General features: G+C 69.5%; 15 protein-coding genes and 1 pseudogene. 10 read left to right on the top strand and 6 right to left on the bottom strand.

Annotated features, from left to right (window positions below; all coding sequences use genetic code 11):
• Nucleotides 1-180, bottom strand: a pseudogene (locus tag FFS23_RS18440) (energy transducer TonB); the annotation flags it as partial.
• A gap of 217 nt (nucleotides 181-397) precedes the next feature.
• On the opposite strand from FFS23_RS18440, the gene FFS23_RS18435 reads away from it, so the two are divergent.
• Nucleotides 398-1270, top strand: coding sequence for a hypothetical protein (locus FFS23_RS18435; protein WP_137899743.1), 873 nt, complete (start codon nucleotides 398-400; stop codon nucleotides 1268-1270).
• Nucleotides 1271-1306: 36 nt separating this feature from the next.
• On the opposite strand, the gene FFS23_RS18430 is transcribed toward FFS23_RS18435, so the two are convergent.
• Nucleotides 1307-1678 carry a dihydroneopterin aldolase gene (locus FFS23_RS18430; protein WP_038663284.1) on the bottom strand — a complete coding sequence of 124 codons (372 nt, stop codon included), beginning with the start codon at nucleotides 1676-1678 and terminating at the stop codon, nucleotides 1307-1309.
• 117 nt (nucleotides 1679-1795) lie between these two features.
• Between FFS23_RS18430 and FFS23_RS18425 the strand changes: the two genes are divergently transcribed.
• The 4 genes from FFS23_RS18425 to FFS23_RS18410 are packed head-to-tail and all read left to right on the top strand — an operon-like array spanning nucleotide 1796 to nucleotide 4731.
• A complete protein-coding gene (locus FFS23_RS18425) occupies nucleotides 1796-2326 on the top strand; it encodes a GNAT family N-acetyltransferase (protein ID WP_137899742.1) in 531 nt (176 codons plus the stop codon).
• Nucleotides 2327-2372: 46 nt separating this feature from the next.
• Nucleotides 2373-2933: a DUF1285 domain-containing protein gene (locus FFS23_RS18420; protein ID WP_137899745.1), complete on the top strand. Its 561-nt coding sequence runs from the start codon at nucleotides 2373-2375 to the stop codon at nucleotides 2931-2933.
• The gene (locus tag FFS23_RS18415; RefSeq protein ID WP_038663298.1) at nucleotides 2930-3523 is read left to right on the top strand and encodes a CoA pyrophosphatase; all 594 of its coding nucleotides are present in this window, start codon (nucleotides 2930-2932) and stop codon (nucleotides 3521-3523) included. The genes FFS23_RS18420 and FFS23_RS18415 overlap by 4 nt, the downstream gene beginning before the upstream one ends.
• Complete coding sequence (locus FFS23_RS18410; RefSeq protein WP_137899741.1) at nucleotides 3517-4731, top strand: CCA tRNA nucleotidyltransferase; 1215 nt, start codon at nucleotides 3517-3519, stop codon at nucleotides 4729-4731. The genes FFS23_RS18415 and FFS23_RS18410 overlap by 7 nt, the downstream gene beginning before the upstream one ends.
• On the opposite strand, the gene FFS23_RS18405 is transcribed toward FFS23_RS18410, so the two are convergent.
• From FFS23_RS18405 to FFS23_RS18395, 3 genes are all read right to left on the bottom strand, one after another.
• Nucleotides 4656-6341, bottom strand: a complete 1686-nt coding sequence (locus FFS23_RS18405; RefSeq protein WP_137899740.1) for a putative bifunctional diguanylate cyclase/phosphodiesterase — start codon at nucleotides 6339-6341, stop codon at nucleotides 4656-4658. The two genes, FFS23_RS18410 and FFS23_RS18405, sit on opposite strands and share 76 nt — an antisense overlap.
• Before the next feature lie 97 nt (nucleotides 6342-6438).
• Nucleotides 6439-8691: a DNA topoisomerase IV subunit A gene (parC, locus tag FFS23_RS18400; protein WP_137899739.1), complete on the bottom strand. Its 2253-nt coding sequence runs from the start codon at nucleotides 8689-8691 to the stop codon at nucleotides 6439-6441.
• A gap of 213 nt (nucleotides 8692-8904) precedes the next feature.
• Entirely contained in the window at nucleotides 8905-10077 is a 1173-nt protein-coding gene (locus tag FFS23_RS18395; RefSeq protein ID WP_137899738.1) for a glycosyltransferase, read from the bottom strand.
• 413 nt (nucleotides 10078-10490) lie between these two features.
• On the opposite strand from FFS23_RS18395, the gene FFS23_RS18390 reads away from it, so the two are divergent.
• Both FFS23_RS18390 and kynU read left to right on the top strand, forming a co-directional pair.
• Nucleotides 10491-11318 (top strand): alpha/beta hydrolase, encoded by an 828-nt coding sequence (locus tag FFS23_RS18390; protein WP_137899737.1) that lies wholly within the window; start codon nucleotides 10491-10493, stop codon nucleotides 11316-11318.
• On the top strand, nucleotides 11315-12529 hold the full coding sequence (kynU, locus tag FFS23_RS18385; RefSeq protein WP_137899736.1) for a kynureninase: 1215 nt from the start codon (nucleotides 11315-11317) through the stop codon (nucleotides 12527-12529). Before FFS23_RS18390 ends, kynU begins: the two co-directional genes overlap by 4 nt.
• A 9-nt stretch (nucleotides 12530-12538) precedes the next feature.
• Here kynU and FFS23_RS18380 read toward each other — a convergent pair whose 3' ends face one another.
• Nucleotides 12539-13216 (bottom strand): DUF2490 domain-containing protein, encoded by a 678-nt coding sequence (locus FFS23_RS18380; RefSeq protein WP_249340754.1) that lies wholly within the window; start codon nucleotides 13214-13216, stop codon nucleotides 12539-12541.
• A 221-nt stretch (nucleotides 13217-13437) separates the two neighbouring features.
• On the opposite strand from FFS23_RS18380, the gene purC reads away from it, so the two are divergent.
• From purC to purQ, 3 genes are read left to right on the top strand one after another with little or no spacing between them, the layout of a single operon-like run.
• A complete protein-coding gene (purC, locus tag FFS23_RS18375; RefSeq protein WP_038663332.1) occupies nucleotides 13438-14217 on the top strand; it encodes a phosphoribosylaminoimidazolesuccinocarboxamide synthase in 780 nt (259 codons plus the stop codon).
• A gap of 1 nt (nucleotide 14218) precedes the next feature.
• Nucleotides 14219-14449, top strand: a complete 231-nt coding sequence (purS, locus tag FFS23_RS18370; protein WP_038663334.1) for a phosphoribosylformylglycinamidine synthase subunit PurS — start codon at nucleotides 14219-14221, stop codon at nucleotides 14447-14449.
• A gap of 1 nt (nucleotide 14450) precedes the next feature.
• Complete coding sequence (gene purQ / locus FFS23_RS18365) at nucleotides 14451-15119, top strand: phosphoribosylformylglycinamidine synthase subunit PurQ (RefSeq protein WP_137899735.1); 669 nt, start codon at nucleotides 14451-14453, stop codon at nucleotides 15117-15119.
• The last annotated feature ends 250 nt before the right edge of the window (nucleotides 15120-15369 follow it).

Here is a 15369-nt window from a genome sequence, read left to right as displayed (position 1 = left end):
GTCCGGCGGCGGGGGAGGCGGCTCCTCCACGTCGAACGTGTTAAGTTTTTCTTGGGCCTTTTTCACGTATTGGTACGCGAGCCCGGTGACGAAGGCGTAGCCCAGCGCCGCATGGATGAGCACGACGATGACGATCGCGACCACCCTGCCACCGGACATCTTCTGGTCAGCATAGGCCATTCAGCAACGACACTCCCTAATCTCTCGGTCCTCGCAGCGCCCGGGGGAAGAGCGCGCGTAGGCCCCTGCCCCGGCTGGTGCCGTGTGTGGCAGTCCGCAAACCCTATCGCCCCGTTCCCCGCCGCGCAAACGCTTTGTCGGACGCAACAAACGTACAATCGTTTAGCGACACTTTTATTTCTGTATCGTTCAGGTGCATTCGGCTAGCGATTTCGGCATGATACCCGTATTTCGCCCGACCCTGCTCGCCGCCGTCGCGTTCGCCGCATCGCCTGCCGCCGCCGCTTTTCCGGGCCAAAGCGCCCCGATTCCCGCGGTTTCGCGCGATGCTGGGAGCGGTATCAGTTATGCCGACCTGACCGATCTGGTGATCGCCTCCCCGGTGATCGCCGACGCGACGATCCGCTCGGCGGTGCGCCTGAAGGGCGCCGATGCCGTCGGCGTATCGCCGGGATTCACACGATTTTATGTCGAGGCGGATCTCGGCGCGCTGGTCCGCGGCGCCGGCGGACTGCCGCCGCGAATCGGCTATCTCTTGGATATTGCGCCCGATTCGTCCGGACGCTTGCCGAAATTGAAGAAAATGAGGGTGCTGCTGTTCGGCCGTCCGGTCGCCGGGCGTCCCGATCAGATACAATTGGCCGCGCCGGACGCGCAGATTGTCTGGACGCCGGCGGATGACGCACGCGTCAGAGCGATCGCGACCGCGCTGGTCGCCGCCGATGCGCCGCCGGTCATCACTGGTATCGGTAACGTCTTCCATGTCCCCGGTGCCTTGCCGGGAGAGGGCGAGACGCAGGTCTTCCTGACCACCGCCAATGGCGCGCCGGTGTCGCTGACCGTGCTGCGCCGCCCCGGTGAGCAGCCGCGCTGGGCGGTGGCGCTGTCCGAGATCGTAGACGAGGCCGCGGCACCGCCGGCGCGCGACACGTTGCTCTGGTACCGCCTCGCCTGCGCGCTGCCGGCCGACCTGCCCGAGCAGAGCATCGCGTCGCTGGCCGCCTCCGACGCGACGCTGGCCCGCGAGGATTATGGCTATGTCCGGGAACAGCTCGGCGCCTGCCGACGGACGCGGACGATCCGTCCGTAACCGCGGGAGGCACCACGTCGCCCGGCGCTCCGCCGGTCAGCGGCGGTTGCGGACCAGCGTGATCCCGATCGACTCGCCCGCCTCGGCGATGGCGAGCTTGACGATCTTGACCTTGACCCGCAGCACGCGCGGATCGGTGAGGAACAGCGTCTCGCAGATATGGTCCGCCACCGCCTCGATCAGCGTGAAGTGCAGCCCCTCGGGCAGCGCGCCGGTCGCGGCATGCTTGAGGTCGAGATAGTTCTTCGACGCCGACAGCGGCGTGTCCGGCGCGAAATGGTCCGGGCAGGCGAGGTCGACGGTCAGGTCGATCCGGAGCGGCTGCGGCAGGTGCGTCTCCTCCGAATAGATACCGGTGAGCACCTGGACCTCGAGGTCGTGGACCTCCAGCTGAAGACTGTCTTGCATGGCGCCCGCCTCTAGCAAGCCGCACCGCGATGCGCCAATCGCATTGCCGCTTGCGTTCCGGCCCGCGCCGCCGCATGCGCCGCGCCCGTCCGTTCCGGACGAAAAGGACCCCCGCCCGTGATCGCTTTCGTGCCGCTCGCCACTGTCGCAGGTGCCGCCGTCGAGGCGTTGCTCGACCGCGCGTTCGGCCCCGACCGCCACGGCCGCACCGCCTATAAGGTGCGCGGCACGGTCGCCCCCATCGCCGCGCTGAGCCTCGCCGCGGTCGAGGACGGCGCGCTGATCGGCTCGATCCAATGCTGGCCGGTGCTGCTCGACGGCGACGATGGCGCGGCGCATCCGCTGGTGATGATCGGCCCCGTCGCGGTCGAGCCCGGCCGCCAGCGCGACGGCATCGGCCGCCAGTTGATGCGCCGCGCGCTCGACGCCGCGCGGGCCGAGGGGCTGGACGACCGGCTGATGCTGATCGGCGATCCCGAATATTACGGTCGCTTCTTCGGTTTCGACGCCAGCCGCACCGCCGACTGGCGCCTGCCCGGCCCGGTCGAGCGCCACCGCCTGTTGTCGCGCGGCGACCGGGTGCCGGCGACCGCCGGCCTGCTCGGCCCGGCGATCCCGGCTATCCCGGTGATATCGGCGGGGGCCTGACCGCCTTTACGCCGGCACCCGGAGCGCCTACCTCGCGGCGATGCCGATGGAGGAGCTTCCCGATCTCGCCAGTCTCAGCCTCGCCGAGATCGCAACTTTGGTCGAACAGCGGCGGCTGCCGCCGGTCGAGCAATGGAACCCGTCGCATTGTGGCGACAGCGAGATGCGTATCGCGCGCGACGGCAGCTGGTATCATCAGGGGTCGCCGATCGGCCGGCCGGCGATGGTGCGGCTGTTCTCGACGATCCTGCGCCGCGAGCCCGATGGCCGCTACGTCCTCGTCACCCCGGTCGAGAAGCTCGATATCGCGGTCGAGGATGCGCCCTTCGTCGCGGTCGAGATGAAGGCGGAGGGCGACGGCGCCGACGCCCGCCTCGCCTTCCGGCTCAACACCGGCGATCTCGTCACCGCCGGCCCCGATCATCCGCTGCGCTTCACCGAGGGCGCGGACGGCCCCCGCCCCTATCTTCACGTCCGCGGCGGGCTCGAGGCGCTAGTCGCGCGGCCGGTCTATTACGAGCTTGCCGACCGCGCGCTCGCCGACGATGCCGCGCGCCCCGGCGTGTGGAGCGACGGCGCCTTCTTCCCGCTGGAACCCGCCGCATGAGCCTGGCCGAACGGCTGGTGCGCGCATGGCAGGACGGCAACCGCACCGATCCCGTCCTGCTGACCGGCGACGACCGCGAACTGGAAGGCCGCGACGAGGCCGATCTGACGCCCGCCGCGGTGCTCGTCGCGGTGACCGATCGCGCCCGCCCCGGCGTGCTGCTCACCCAGCGCACCGACACGTTGCGCCACCACGCCGGCCAGATCGCCTTTCCCGGCGGCCGGCTCGATCCCGGCGAGGATGCCGTCGCCGCCGCATTGCGCGAGGCGGAGGAGGAGATCGCTTTGCCCCCCTCGCAGGTGCAGGTGATCGGCGCGGTCGACCGCTATCGCACCGTCACCGGCTATACCGTCACGCCGGTGCTCGCCGCCGTCCCCGCCGACCTGCCGTTCGTCGCCAGCGAGGCGGAGGTCGCCAGCGTGTTCGAGGTGCCGCTCGATTTCCTGCTCGATCCCGCCAACCAGATCGCGGCGAGCGCCGAATGGCGCGGCCGCACGCGCCATTATTACGAGATCCGTTGGCAGGACCGCCGCATCTGGGGCGCGACCGCGGCGATGATCGTCAACCTGTCGCGGCGGCTGGCATGGTGACGCTGCCGCTCGACCGGATCGCCGCGCGGGACGGCTTCAGCCCGCTGGTCGACGTGCTCGGTGGACCGGAGCAGACGCGGCTGGTCGGCGGCGTCGTCCGCGACACGTTGCTCGGGCTCGATCCCGCCGATATCGACCTCGCCACCCGGCTGCTGCCCGAGGACGTGCTCGCGCGGCTCGAGGCGGCGGGCTTCCGCGCGGTGCCGACGGGCCTCGCGCACGGCACGATCACCGCGATCCTGCCCGACGGCCCGATCGAGGTGACGACGCTGCGCCGCGACGTCTCGACCGACGGCCGCCATGCGATCGTCGCCTTCACCGACGTCTGGCAGGACGATGCCGCGCGCCGCGACTTCACGATGAACGCGCTCTATGCCGATCCGGCGCGCGGCGACGTCATCGACTATTTCGGCGGCCTCGCCGATCTCGACGCCGGCCGCGTCCGCTTCATCGGCGACGCCTATCGCCGCATCGCCGAGGATCATCTGCGCATCCTGCGCTTCTTCCGCTTCCACGCGCGCTTCGGCGCCGCCGACCAGAACGCCATCGACGCCGAAGGGCTCGACGCCTGTACCGCCCGCGCCAACGACCTGATGGCGCTGTCGCGCGAACGGATCGCCGCCGAATTGCTCAAGCTGCTCGTCGCGCGCCATGCGGTGCCGGTGATCGCGCTGATGATCGACCGCGGCATCTTCCGCGCGGTGCTGCCCGAGATCACCGAGGCGACGCTGTTCGCAAAACTCGCCGAACGCGAGGCCGCCGCCGGCGTCGCCCCCGACGCGATCCGCAGGCTCGCCGCCCTGCTCCCGCGCGAGGCGGCGGAAAGCGTCAGCGCGCGCCTCAAATTGTCGAACATCGATCGCAAGCGCCTGGTCGCCGCCCGCCAGGGCCCCGGCGACGAAGGCCCGCGTGCGCTCGCCTATCGCGTCGGTACGACGGGCGCGATCGACCGGCTGCTGCTCGCGGGCGAGGATGTCGCGCCGATCCGCGACTGGACACCGCCGGCGCTGCCGATAGGTGGCGGCGCGCTGGTCGAACGCGGTCTGCGCAAGGGACCGGAGGTGGCGGCGGTGCTGCGCCGGATCGAGACGCAATGGCTCGCCGAGGATTTCCCCGACGCAGCCCGCGTGGTTCAGCTCGCCGACGAAGCGGTCCGCGCCGCGACGACCATCGCCAGCGCGTCCGAGGCTTCGAGCGGCCGCGCGTAGAGATAGCCCTGTCCATAGGTGCAGCCCAGCGCCGCCAGCGTCTGCGCCAGTTCGTTGCTCTCGATCCCCTCCGCCGTCGTGCGCATGCCGAGCGCCTGCGCGAGGCTGAGCACCGCGCGCACGATCGCGATCTTGTCGCGGTCGGCGAGCATGCCGGAGACGAAGCTGCGGTCGATCTTGAGGATGTCGATCGGCAGCTTCTGCAGATAGGCGAGGTTGGAATAGCCGGTGCCGAAATCGTCCATCGCCAGCGTCGTGCCGAGCGCCTTCAGCCCGTGCATGATCCCGGCGATGCGATCGGGATCGGTGACGATCGCGCTTTCGGTCAGCTCCAGCACGAACCGCTCGCCGGCGAGATCGTGGCGGATCAGCGCGGCCTCGACCACCGGGGTGATGTCGTCGCGCTGCATTTGGATCGCCGACAGATTGACCGCGACGCGCATCCCGCAATTGCCGCCGCATTCCTCGTCCCACCAGCGCAGCGTCCGCGCCGCCTCGTCCATCGCCCAGCGACCGAGCGGCACGATCAGCCCCGATTCCTCGGCGACCGGGATGAAGTCGCTCGGCATATGCTCGACGCCCTGCGGGTCGCGCCAGCGCGCCAGCGCCTCGAACGACACCACCGCCCCCGTCGCCAGATCGCAGATCGGCTGGAAGGCGAGGCGCAGCTGCCGGTCGTCGATCGCGCGGCGCAGCGCCGTCTCCATCGCGAATTGCTCGCGCGCCAGCGTGAACGCCTGCGTCTGATAGCTTTCGACCTGGCGCCCGGTCTTGGCGCGCTTGACCGCAAATTGCGCGTTGCGGATCAGTTCCTCGACATCGTCGATCGCGTCATTGCCGTAAGCGATGCCGATCGAACATTCGACGCCGATCTCGTAATCGCTCAGCCGGAACGGTGCCGACAGTGCGCAGCGGATGCGCTCGGCGAGCCGGTTGGCCTCGGCGGGATCGTCGTCGACCGCCATCAGGATACCGAATTCGTCGCCGCCGATCCGCGCGAGCGAATCGCGCGCGCGCAGCACGCCCTTGATCCGGCGCGCGACGGTGATCAGCAATTCGTCGCCCGCGAGGCCGCCGAGACACGCGTTGAGCCGCCCGAAGCGATCGATATCGATGACCAGCACCGCATGGCAGCTGCGTTCCGCCTGCACCGCCTCGATCATGTCGCTGAAGCCTTCCCGATTGGGCAGGCCGGTCAGGCTGTCGGTGGTCATTTCGCGACGCAGCGAGCGTTCGGTGTGGATCTGCGCGGTCAGGTCGATGAACGCGATCTGGCAGCGGTCGCGCAGCATCGGCGTCGGCCGCGCGATGGTGACGCGATAATAACGCGAATCGATCACCTGGCCGATCGACCAGTCGAAATCGATCCGCACGTCGGAGGTCCGCAGGAAGGCGTCGATGCGGCTGCCGAGCATCGCCAGCATCGGCGACCGGTCGGCGATCACGCCCAGCCCGGCGAGCCGATAGGCCCGATTGACCGCGAGGAATTCGAACCCGTCGCCCTCGCGCACGACCTGCACCGTCGGGATCGGGATCAGCTCGAGATCGCGCTCGAACAGCTCCCGCGCAGCGAGCGTGATGGACGACAGGTCAGGCGAAGCGGTGGCCATATCCCCTGTTTTAGACGCCGTTCGTTAAAGCGCCCTGAAAGTATACGTTCATATTGATGTATATCAGCACGTATCGTTCGCAGGTGAAATCGGGTTCCTACCCCCCGAACCGATTGTCGCGCGGGAAGCCGGTCGGCGGGGTGCGGCCGGCGGCGCCGCGTGCGGTGCGCCACAGCGACAGGTCGGTCTCGGTGCGGGTGCGGCCCGAGCCGCCGCCCATCGGCCAGCTCAGCCCCTCGGCGAAGACGAAGGTGGTCGCATCGGACAAATGGCCCTCACGGAAGCGTTGCAGCTGCACGCCGGTGCCGCGCGTCATCACCGGCAGCTCGGCGATCGGGAAGACGAGGAACTTGCGGTTGTCGCCGATCGCCGCGACGTAATCGGCCTCGGGCGCGACCGGGCGGACGACGAGCAGCTTCGCCCCCGGCCGCGGCGTCATTACCGTCTTGCCCTTGCGCGTCTCGGCGATCACCTCGGCGACGGGCACGCGGAAACCGCGGCCGTCGGTGGCGGCGATCAGCAATTGCGCCTGCGCGCGCGCGTTGAGGAAGGCGACGACGCCGATCGATCCGTCGAGGTCGATCATCGCGCGCACCGGCTCGCCGAAGCCGCGCCCGCCGGGCAGCTTGTCCGCCGCCAGCGTGAAGAACCGCCCGTTTTCCGCCGCGAGCAGCAACTTGTCCGTCGTCTGCGCATGGAAGGCGAAGGCGGGGCCGTCGCCCTCCTTGAACTTGAGCGTCTCCGCCGAGGCGAGATCGGAATGCCCCTTCATCGCGCGGATCCAGCCGCGCTGCGACAGGATCACCGTGATCGGCTCGCGCTCGATCATCGCCTCCAGCGGGATGTCGCGGGTCGGCGCGGCTTCCTCGATCGTCGTGCGCCGCGCGCCGAGCGCCGTCTCCGGCCCGTAGCGGTCGCGCACCTTCTTCATGTCGCGCTTCATCCGCCGCTTCTGCTTGGCGGGGTCGGCGAGCAGCCCCTCCAGCTCGGCCTGCTCCTTGTCGAGCTTGTCGCGCTCGCCGCGGATCTCGAACTCCTCCAGCCGGCGCAGGCTGCGCAGCCGCATGTTGAGGATCGCCTCCGCCTGCCGGTCGGTCAGGCGGAATTCCTCCATCATCACCGCCTTGGGCTCGTCCTCGGTCCGGATGATCTCGATCACCCGGTCGAGGTTGAGATAGGCGATCAGATAGCCGTCGAGCAGCTCGATCCGGTCGGCGATCTTGCCCAGCCGGTGGCGCGTGCGCCGTTCGAGCACGACGAACTGATGCTCCACCCATGCCTTGAGCGCGCCGCCGAGCGACATCACCCGCGGCGTGCGATCCTTGTCGAGCACGTTGAGGTTGAGGCTGATCCGCGTCTCGAGGTCGGAGAAGCGGAACAGGCCGTCCATCAGCACCTGCGGATCGACGGTGCGGCTGCGCGGTTCGAGCACGATCCGCACCTCGGCATCCGATTCGTCGCGCACGTCGGCGAGGATCGGGAATTTGCGGTCGTTGATGAGCCCGGCGATCTGCTCGATCAATTTGCCCTTCTGCACGCCGTACGGGATCTCGCTGACCACCAATTGCCAGCCGCCGCCCTTCTCGCGCTCGATGTCCCAGCGCGCGCGGACGCGGAAACTGCCGCGCCCCGTCGCATAGCTTTCCGCGATCACCGCCGCCGGATCGACCACCAGCCCGCCGGTCGGAAAGTCCGGCCCCTTGACGAAGTCGAGCACCGCGGTGTCGGGCGCGTCGGGCTTGTCGACCAGCATGATCGCCGCATCGAGCAATTCGGCGGCATTGTGCGGCGGGATGCTCGTCGCCATGCCGACCGCGATGCCGCTCGCGCCATTGGCGAGCAGATTGGGGAACAGGCCGGGGAACAGCTCCGGCTCCTGATCCTCGCCATTGTAGGTCGGGCGATAGGCGACGGCATCCTCGTCGAGCCCGTCCATCAGGTCGATCGCGACCTGCGTCAGCCGCGCCTCGGTATAGCGATAGGCGGCGGCGTTATCGCCGTCGATATTGCCGAAATTGCCCTGCCCGTCGACCAAAGGATAGCGCAGCGAGAAGGTCTGCGCGAGGCGGACCATCGCGTCATAGACCGACTGGTCGCCGTGCGGGTGATATTTGCCGATGACGTCGCCGACGACGCGCGCGCATTTCTTATAGCCCTGGCTCGGATCGAGTTTGAGCAGCCGCATCGCCCACAACAGCCGCCGGTGGACGGGCTTCAGCCCGTCGCGCACGTCGGGCAGCGACCGCGCGGTGATCGTCGACAGCGCATAGACCAGATAGCGGTCGGACAAGGCGGTATCGAACGGCGCATCGAGGATGCCGATCGGGGGTTCCTGAAAGTCGGTGGCCATATCGGGAACACTAGTCCGTGGGGGTCTAAACGGCAACGGGCGGGGGTGAAGAGCTGACGCGGGCGCTGTGGGCAGGTGTCGCACCCGCTTGCACCGAGCGCCTACCTTCCGTCACCCCGGCCTCGAGCCGGGGTCCCGCTTCCGCCGCCGTCGAGGAAGCGGGATGCCGGATCAGGTCCGGCATGACGGACACGGCCTCCGTGCGCCAAGCCCCTATTCTCGCGCGGATACCGCATCCGCCAGCAGCGCCCGATGCAGCCGCCCCGTCTCGCGCCAGTCGTAGCGTTCCGCATAGCGCCGCGTCGCCGCGCGATCGGGCAGCGCGGCGAGCAGCCGCGCGATCGCGGTGCCGATCGCGCCGGCCGACCGGTTCGCACTCAGCAGCCCCGCCTCCGGCACTCGCACCACCTCGGGCGAACCCCATATCGGCGTCGCGACCAGCGGCGTCCCGCAGGCCAGCGCCTCGAGCAGCACGTTGGCGATCCCCTCGCGATCCGCGCCGTTCACCGCCACGTCCGCCGCGCCGTAGAGATCGGGCAGCCGCGCCTGGTCGACATGGCCGAGGAAGCGCACCCGTTCCGCCACGCCCAGCTCCGCCGCCAGCGCGCGCAGCGCCGCCTCGCGCGGCCCGTCCCCCGCGATCATCAGCGTCACCCCCGGCAGCGCCGCGACCGCACGGATCACCAGATCATGCCCCTTGCGATCGATCAGATGCCCGACCGACAGCACCGCCGGCCCGTCCAGCCCGAGCGACCGGCGCAGCGCGTCGCGGTCGGCCGGCGGCCGGAACAGCGCGAGGTCGACGCCATGCTCGACCACCCGCACTTTGTCCGCCGCCGCGCCGAGCGCGAGCAATTCGTCGCGCAATGCGCCGCACACCGTGGTCACCGCCGCCGCGCGGGCGATTGCGGCGAGGATCATCCGCCGTTCGGCACGATGCTGCGGGATCAGGCTGACGTCGGTGCCGAGCGCGCTCATCAGGAACGGTCGCCCGAACATCCGCGCGAGCAGTCCCGCCGCCACCCCGTCGGGATAGAGATAATAACTGTCGATCGCGTCGAAATCGAACGTCCGCCGCAGCTTGGCGATATGCGGATACAGCGCCGCCGCCATCAGCCACGGCGCCGCCGCCATGCCGATCTTGGGCAGCACGGGATAGCGCGGATGGCTGATCGCCAGCCCGCGCCGTGTCGCGGCCTGCGGCGCCCGGCCGAAATCCGCGTAGCGGCCGAACAGCGGATGCGCGCTGGGGAACCACGGCACCGGCGCGACGACGCGGATCTCGTCGCCGGGTCGGGCGAGATGCGCGACGCGATGCTCGATGAAGATGCCGTGCCGCGGCTGCGCGGCATTGGGATACAGGCTGGACAGCACCAGGATCTTCATGCGCGCCCCGACCGTTACGAACCATTGCCGTAACCGGCTGCGGCCGATCTGGCCATGCTGCGCGCGGCCGCCTCTGCCCCAGTTCCGCACACATCCGGCGCGGCGGATGCGGTGGCGGTGGGACTCGTGGTGACGGCTCCCCCACCCCGTCACGCCGCAGGGCAATCGCATATGGACGCTCGTGCGAGCCTGTCGTCTTCCAAGCCCACCCCGTCACCCCGGACTTGTTCCGGGGTCCACCCTGCGGCGAGGAGGAAGGCTTGATTCGACACCGTTCTCCTGCGGCCCCGTGGACCCCGGAACGAGTCCGGGGTGACGAAATGGGAGGACGCTTTGCAAACGCCACGACAACCCTTCTCTTGCGAACACCGGGGATCGCGCGCCCATCCGCCGTCCGCTAGCGTTGTCCCCGCATGCTGACCTGGCCCGACCTCACCAGCCGCCCGCGCGGCACGCCCGATGCGACGATCGCCTACGGACCCGACCCGCTGCAGGTGATCGACCTCTGGCGTCCCGCCGGTGCCGGGCCGCATCCGGTGGTGCTGATCGTCCACGGCGGCTGCTGGCAGACCGGCATCGCCGACCGCCGGCTGATGGACTGGGTCGCCGCCGATCTGCGCGATCACGGCATCGCATCATGGAACATCGACTATCGCGGCGTCGACCGCGCCGGCGGCGGCTATCCCGGCACCTTCCACGACGTCGCCGCGGCCGCCGACCGGCTGCGCAGCGACGCCGCCGCGCACGGCCTCGACCTCGCCCGCCGCGTCGCGCTCGGCCATTCGGCGGGCGGGCATCTCGCCTTGTGGCTCGCCGCGCGCCACCGCATCGCCCCCGACAGCCCGCTCCACGATCCCGATCCGCTGCGCCTCGATCACGTCGTCGCCCTCGGCGCCCTGCCCGATCTCGCCGCGGTCGCCGCCAGCCCCGACAACGGTTGCGTCACCGAGGTAATCGCACAGCTCACCGACCAAAGCCGCGCCGCGCCCTATGCCGACACCTCGGTCCCGCCGCTCCTCCCGCTCGGCGCGGTGCAGGACCTCGTCAACGGCCGCGAGGATCGCATCGTCCCCTATCGCCTCGCCGAGGACTATGTCGCCCGCGCCCGCGCCGCCGGCGACGCGGTCGACCTCCACACCATCGCCGATACCGGTCACGTCGAACTGATCGCTCCCGGCACCCCCGCCTGGACGCACGCGCGCGCCCTCCTCCGCTCCGCTCTTGCCCGAGACGCCGCATGACCCGCGAAGACGCCCGCGCCCTCGACCGCGCCGACCCGCTCGCGCGCTTCCGCGACCGTTTCGCGCTGCCCGAGGGCCTCATCTATCTCGACGGCAATTCGCTCGGCGTGCTGCCGCGCGCCGTCATCCCCGCGCTTGCCGACACCGTCCAGCGGCAATGGGGCGAGCGGCTGATCCGCAGCTGGAACGAAGGCTGGATCGACGCCCCGCAGCGCCTCGGCGCGAAGATCGCGCCGCTGATCGGCGCCGCCGCGGACGAGGTGATCGTCGGCGACACCACCTCGACGCATCTGTTCAAGGCGCTGGTCGCCGCGCTCCGCCACGATCCCGCCCGCCGCACGATCGTCAGCGAGGCTGGCAATTTCCCCACCGACCTCCACATCGCCGAGGGCGCGGTCGCCTGCGTGGAGGGCGCGGCGCTGAAGGTCGTCGCGCGCGCCGACCTCGCCGCCGCGCTCGACGACGATACCGCGGTGATGCTGCTCACCCACATCCATTACAAGACCGCCGAACGCTTCGACCTCGCCGGCTGGACCGCCCGCGCCCACGCCGCCGGCGCGCTGATGCTGTGGGACTTCAGCCACAGCGTCGGCGCGGTGCCGATCGACGTCACCGCCGCCGGTGCCGACATGGCGGTCGGCTGCACCTACAAATATCTCAACGGTGGCCCCGGCGCGCCCGCCTTCCTCTATGTCGCGCGCCGCCTGCACGATTTGCTCGCCAATCCGGTGAGCGGCTGGATGGGCCATGCCGAACCCTTCGCCTTCACCGACGCCTACCGCCCCGCCGCGGGGATGAAGCGCTGGCTGGTCGGCACCCCGTCGATCCTCGCGATGGCGAGCCTCGAGGCCGCGCTCGACCTCTGGCAGGACGTCGACCTGACCCGGATCGCCGCCAAGAGCGCCGCGCTCTTCGCCATCCTCGCCGAAGCCGGCGCCGCCGCCGGCCTCCCCTGCGTCAGCCCCGCCGACCCGGCGCGACGCGGCAGCCACATCAGCTTCCGCCACGACCACGCCTATGAGGTGACGCAGGCCCTGATCGCCCGCGGCGTCATCGGCGACTTCCGCGCCCCCGACGTGCTGCGCCTCGGCCTGACTCCGCTGTATCTCAGCCACGAGGACGTGTGGTGCGCCGGCGAACACCTCCGCGACGTCATCGCCACCGAGGCATGGCGCAACCCCGCTTATGCCGAACGCAACGCCGTGACCTGACCGGCCGCCTCAATCGTTGAGATGCGGAAACACCTCCCCCTGCAAATTGATCGTCAACTGCAGGTTGAGCGCATGATCCATCTGCGCGCGCGCATCGCTACGCCCGGGGCGGAACTGGTTGAGATAGCCGACGTCCGCCGTCATCAGCTTGCCGATCGGCACGACGACGCCGACGATGTTGCGCATCCGCTCATAACCGCTGCGCTGCCCCCAGCGCGTGCTGTTGGGCAGCAGGAAGCTCTCGTGGCTGACGAACAGCGCCCATTTGCCCGTCCCCAGCCGCTGATTGTAGCGCAGCAGCGGCCGCACCCGGAAGCCGATCTCGGACCCGCGCGGATTGAACCGCTCGTCGACGCGGAAGCGCGTGGTGAAGCCGCCGAACGTCCCCACCACCTGCTGGCGGATGCGATCCTCGTCGGCGCCGGTATTGCCGTTATGCGCCCCCACCTTGCGATAGCCGACGCCGAGCTCGATCCCCTTCGCTGCCTTGATCCCGAGCAGCGCGCCGAATTCGGTCTGGTACAATCCGTCCTGCCGGTCGCTGAACCGCGCGATCTGCTCCAGCGTGACGCGCACCCCGTCGGTCAGCGGCACGTTGGTGTTGATCTGCGTCCACAGCTGCGCATCCTGCTGCTGCGCCGCCGCGGGAAGGGCCGATAAGACGGTCAGTGCCACACCGACCGCCACGGCGTATAGATAGCGGCCTGTGCCGCGAGACCGGTGGATGTAAATCACGTTCGCGCGTTACCGTGCATCCCCGCCGATGTCATGCGCCCGTTTCGGTATCGTTTTCGCCGGTATCGCTCGTGATTGCACCCCCGCCCCCCTTCCCCTATAGGCGCGACCATTCCGGCCCCGGCTCGCGAACCTCGCGCCGCCGGGGCTGCTCTATTTCAGGGGACACGCGCATGGCTCGGCGCCGCCAGATCTACGAAGGCAAGGCCAAGATCCTGTACGAGGGCCCCGAGCCCGGCACGCTGATCCAGTATTTCAAGGACGACGCCACCGCGTTCAACGCCCAGAAGAAGGGCACGATCAACGGCAAGGGCGTGCTCAACAACCGGATCTCCGAGCATATCTTCACGATGCTCGACGCGATCGGCGTGCCGACGCATTTCATCCGCCGGCTCAACATGCGCGAACAGCTCATCCGCCAGGTCGAGATCGTGCCGATCGAGGTCGTCGTGCGCAACGTCGCCGCCGGCTCGCTGTCGAAGCGGCTGGGGATCGAGGAGGGCGTCAAGCTCCCGCGCACGATCATTGAATATTATTACAAGGATGATGCGCTCGGCGATCCGATGATCACCGACGAGCATATCGCCGCCTTCGGCTGGGCGAGCCAGGAGGAGATGCACGACATCGCCGACCTCGCGATCCGCGTGAACGACTTCCTCAGCGGCCTGTTCGCCGGCGTCGGCATCCGGCTGGTCGACTTCAAGCTCGAATTCGGCCGCATCTGGGACAATGACTTCGGCCGGATCATCCTCGCCGATGAGATCAGCCCCGACGGCTGCCGCCTGTGGGACATGGACACCAACGAGAAGATGGACAAGGACCGCTTCCGCCGCGATCTCGGCGGCGAGGCGGAGGCCTATCAGGAGGTGGCGCGTCGCCTCGGCCTGATGCCCGAGGGCGAGGACGGCGCCGTGCTCGACCTCGACAGCCATCGCAAACGCCGGGGTAAGTAAGATGAAGCTGCGTATCTTCGTGACGCTCAAGCCCGGCGTGCTCGACCCGCAGGGCCGCGCCATCCATCATGCCCTCGGCAGCCTCGGCTTCGAAGGCGTCGAGGACGTCCGCGCCGGCAAGATGTTCGAACTCGAGGTCGCCGACTCGACGACCGACGAGTCGATCGACGGCATGTGCCGCCAGTTGCTCGCCAATACGGTGATCGAGAATTTCCGCGTGGAGCGCGTCTGACATGAAAACCGCGGTCGTCGTCTTTCCGGGCTCGAACTGCGACCGCGACCTTGCGGTGGCGCTGGAACGGGTGACCGGCAGCAAGCCGGCGATGGTCTGGCACGGCGACAGCGAGCTGCCCGACGGCGTCGGCCTCGTCGCGGTGCCGGGCGGCTTCTCCTACGGCGATTACCTGCGCTCGGGCGCGATCGCGGCGCGCTCGCCGATCATGCGCGCGATCGTCGAGCAGGCGGGCCGCGGCCTGCCCGTGCTCGGCGTGTGCAACGGCTTCCAGGTGCTGACCGAGGCGGGGCTGCTGCCCGGCGCGCTGATGCGCAACGCCGGACTCGACTTCGTCTGCCGCGACGTCGCGCTGACCGTCGCCAATGCGCAATCGGCGTTCACCAGCTGCTATGACGCGAACGAGACGATCCGCGTCCCCGTCGCCCACCACGACGGCAATTATTTCGCCGACTCGGACACGCTCGACCGGCTCGAGGGCGAAGGCCGCGTCGCCTTCCGTTATGGCGAATCGGTCAATGGTTCGGCGCGCGACATCGCCGGCGTCCTCAACGCCGCCGGCAATGTGCTCGGCATGATGCCCCACCCCGAGCGCAAGATCGAAACCGCGCACGGCGGCACCGACGGCCGCCGCCTCTTCGAAGGCGTGCTGGAGACGATCGGGGCGTAAGCCGCGCGACCTCCGCGCACGCCCGTGAACGCGGCGGCTATCGCATATGAGCGTTCGAGTGGCTCCATCGCCTTCCAGGCGCACCCCGTCACCCCGGACTGGTTCCGGGGTCCACTCCGCGGCGGGGAGCATCGGTTGTGCCTCCAGCCGTGCCCCTGCGCCCGGTGGACTTCGGAACGAGTCGGGGGTGACGAAGACGATGTGGAAGCGGCTCGGTGAACGCGGGGCGGGCGTTGCGACCGCCCCCGCC

The sequence above is a fragment of the Sphingomonas sp. 2SG genome, from assembly GCF_005503285.1.
Taxonomy (GTDB): Bacteria; Pseudomonadota; Alphaproteobacteria; order Sphingomonadales; family Sphingomonadaceae; genus Sphingomonas; species Sphingomonas taxi.
This window is presented reverse-complemented; position numbering and strand designations above follow the sequence as displayed.

Coding starts and splice junctions, on each gene's coding strand:
- FFS23_RS18430 (WP_038663284.1), bottom strand. CDS start 1,678: ATGCAAGACAGTCTTCAGCTGGAGGTCCACGACCTCGAGGTCCAGGTG.
- kynU (WP_137899736.1), top strand. CDS start 11,315: ATGACCCGCGAAGACGCCCGCGCCCTCGACCGCGCCGACCCGCTCGCG.
- FFS23_RS18420 (WP_137899745.1), top strand. CDS start 2,373: ATGGAGGAGCTTCCCGATCTCGCCAGTCTCAGCCTCGCCGAGATCGCA.
- FFS23_RS18410 (WP_137899741.1), top strand. CDS start 3,517: ATGGTGACGCTGCCGCTCGACCGGATCGCCGCGCGGGACGGCTTCAGC.
- purQ (WP_137899735.1), top strand. CDS start 14,451: ATGAAAACCGCGGTCGTCGTCTTTCCGGGCTCGAACTGCGACCGCGAC.
- FFS23_RS18390 (WP_137899737.1), top strand. CDS start 10,491: ATGCTGACCTGGCCCGACCTCACCAGCCGCCCGCGCGGCACGCCCGAT.
- FFS23_RS18405 (WP_137899740.1), bottom strand. CDS start 6,341: ATGGCCACCGCTTCGCCTGACCTGTCGTCCATCACGCTCGCTGCGCGG.
- purS (WP_038663334.1), top strand. CDS start 14,219: ATGAAGCTGCGTATCTTCGTGACGCTCAAGCCCGGCGTGCTCGACCCG.
- purC (WP_038663332.1), top strand. CDS start 13,438: ATGGCTCGGCGCCGCCAGATCTACGAAGGCAAGGCCAAGATCCTGTAC.
- FFS23_RS18395 (WP_137899738.1), bottom strand. CDS start 10,077: ATGAAGATCCTGGTGCTGTCCAGCCTGTATCCCAATGCCGCGCAGCCG.
- parC (WP_137899739.1), bottom strand. CDS start 8,691: ATGGCCACCGACTTTCAGGAACCCCCGATCGGCATCCTCGATGCGCCG.
- FFS23_RS18435 (WP_137899743.1), top strand. CDS start 398: ATGATACCCGTATTTCGCCCGACCCTGCTCGCCGCCGTCGCGTTCGCC.
- FFS23_RS18415 (WP_038663298.1), top strand. CDS start 2,930: ATGAGCCTGGCCGAACGGCTGGTGCGCGCATGGCAGGACGGCAACCGC.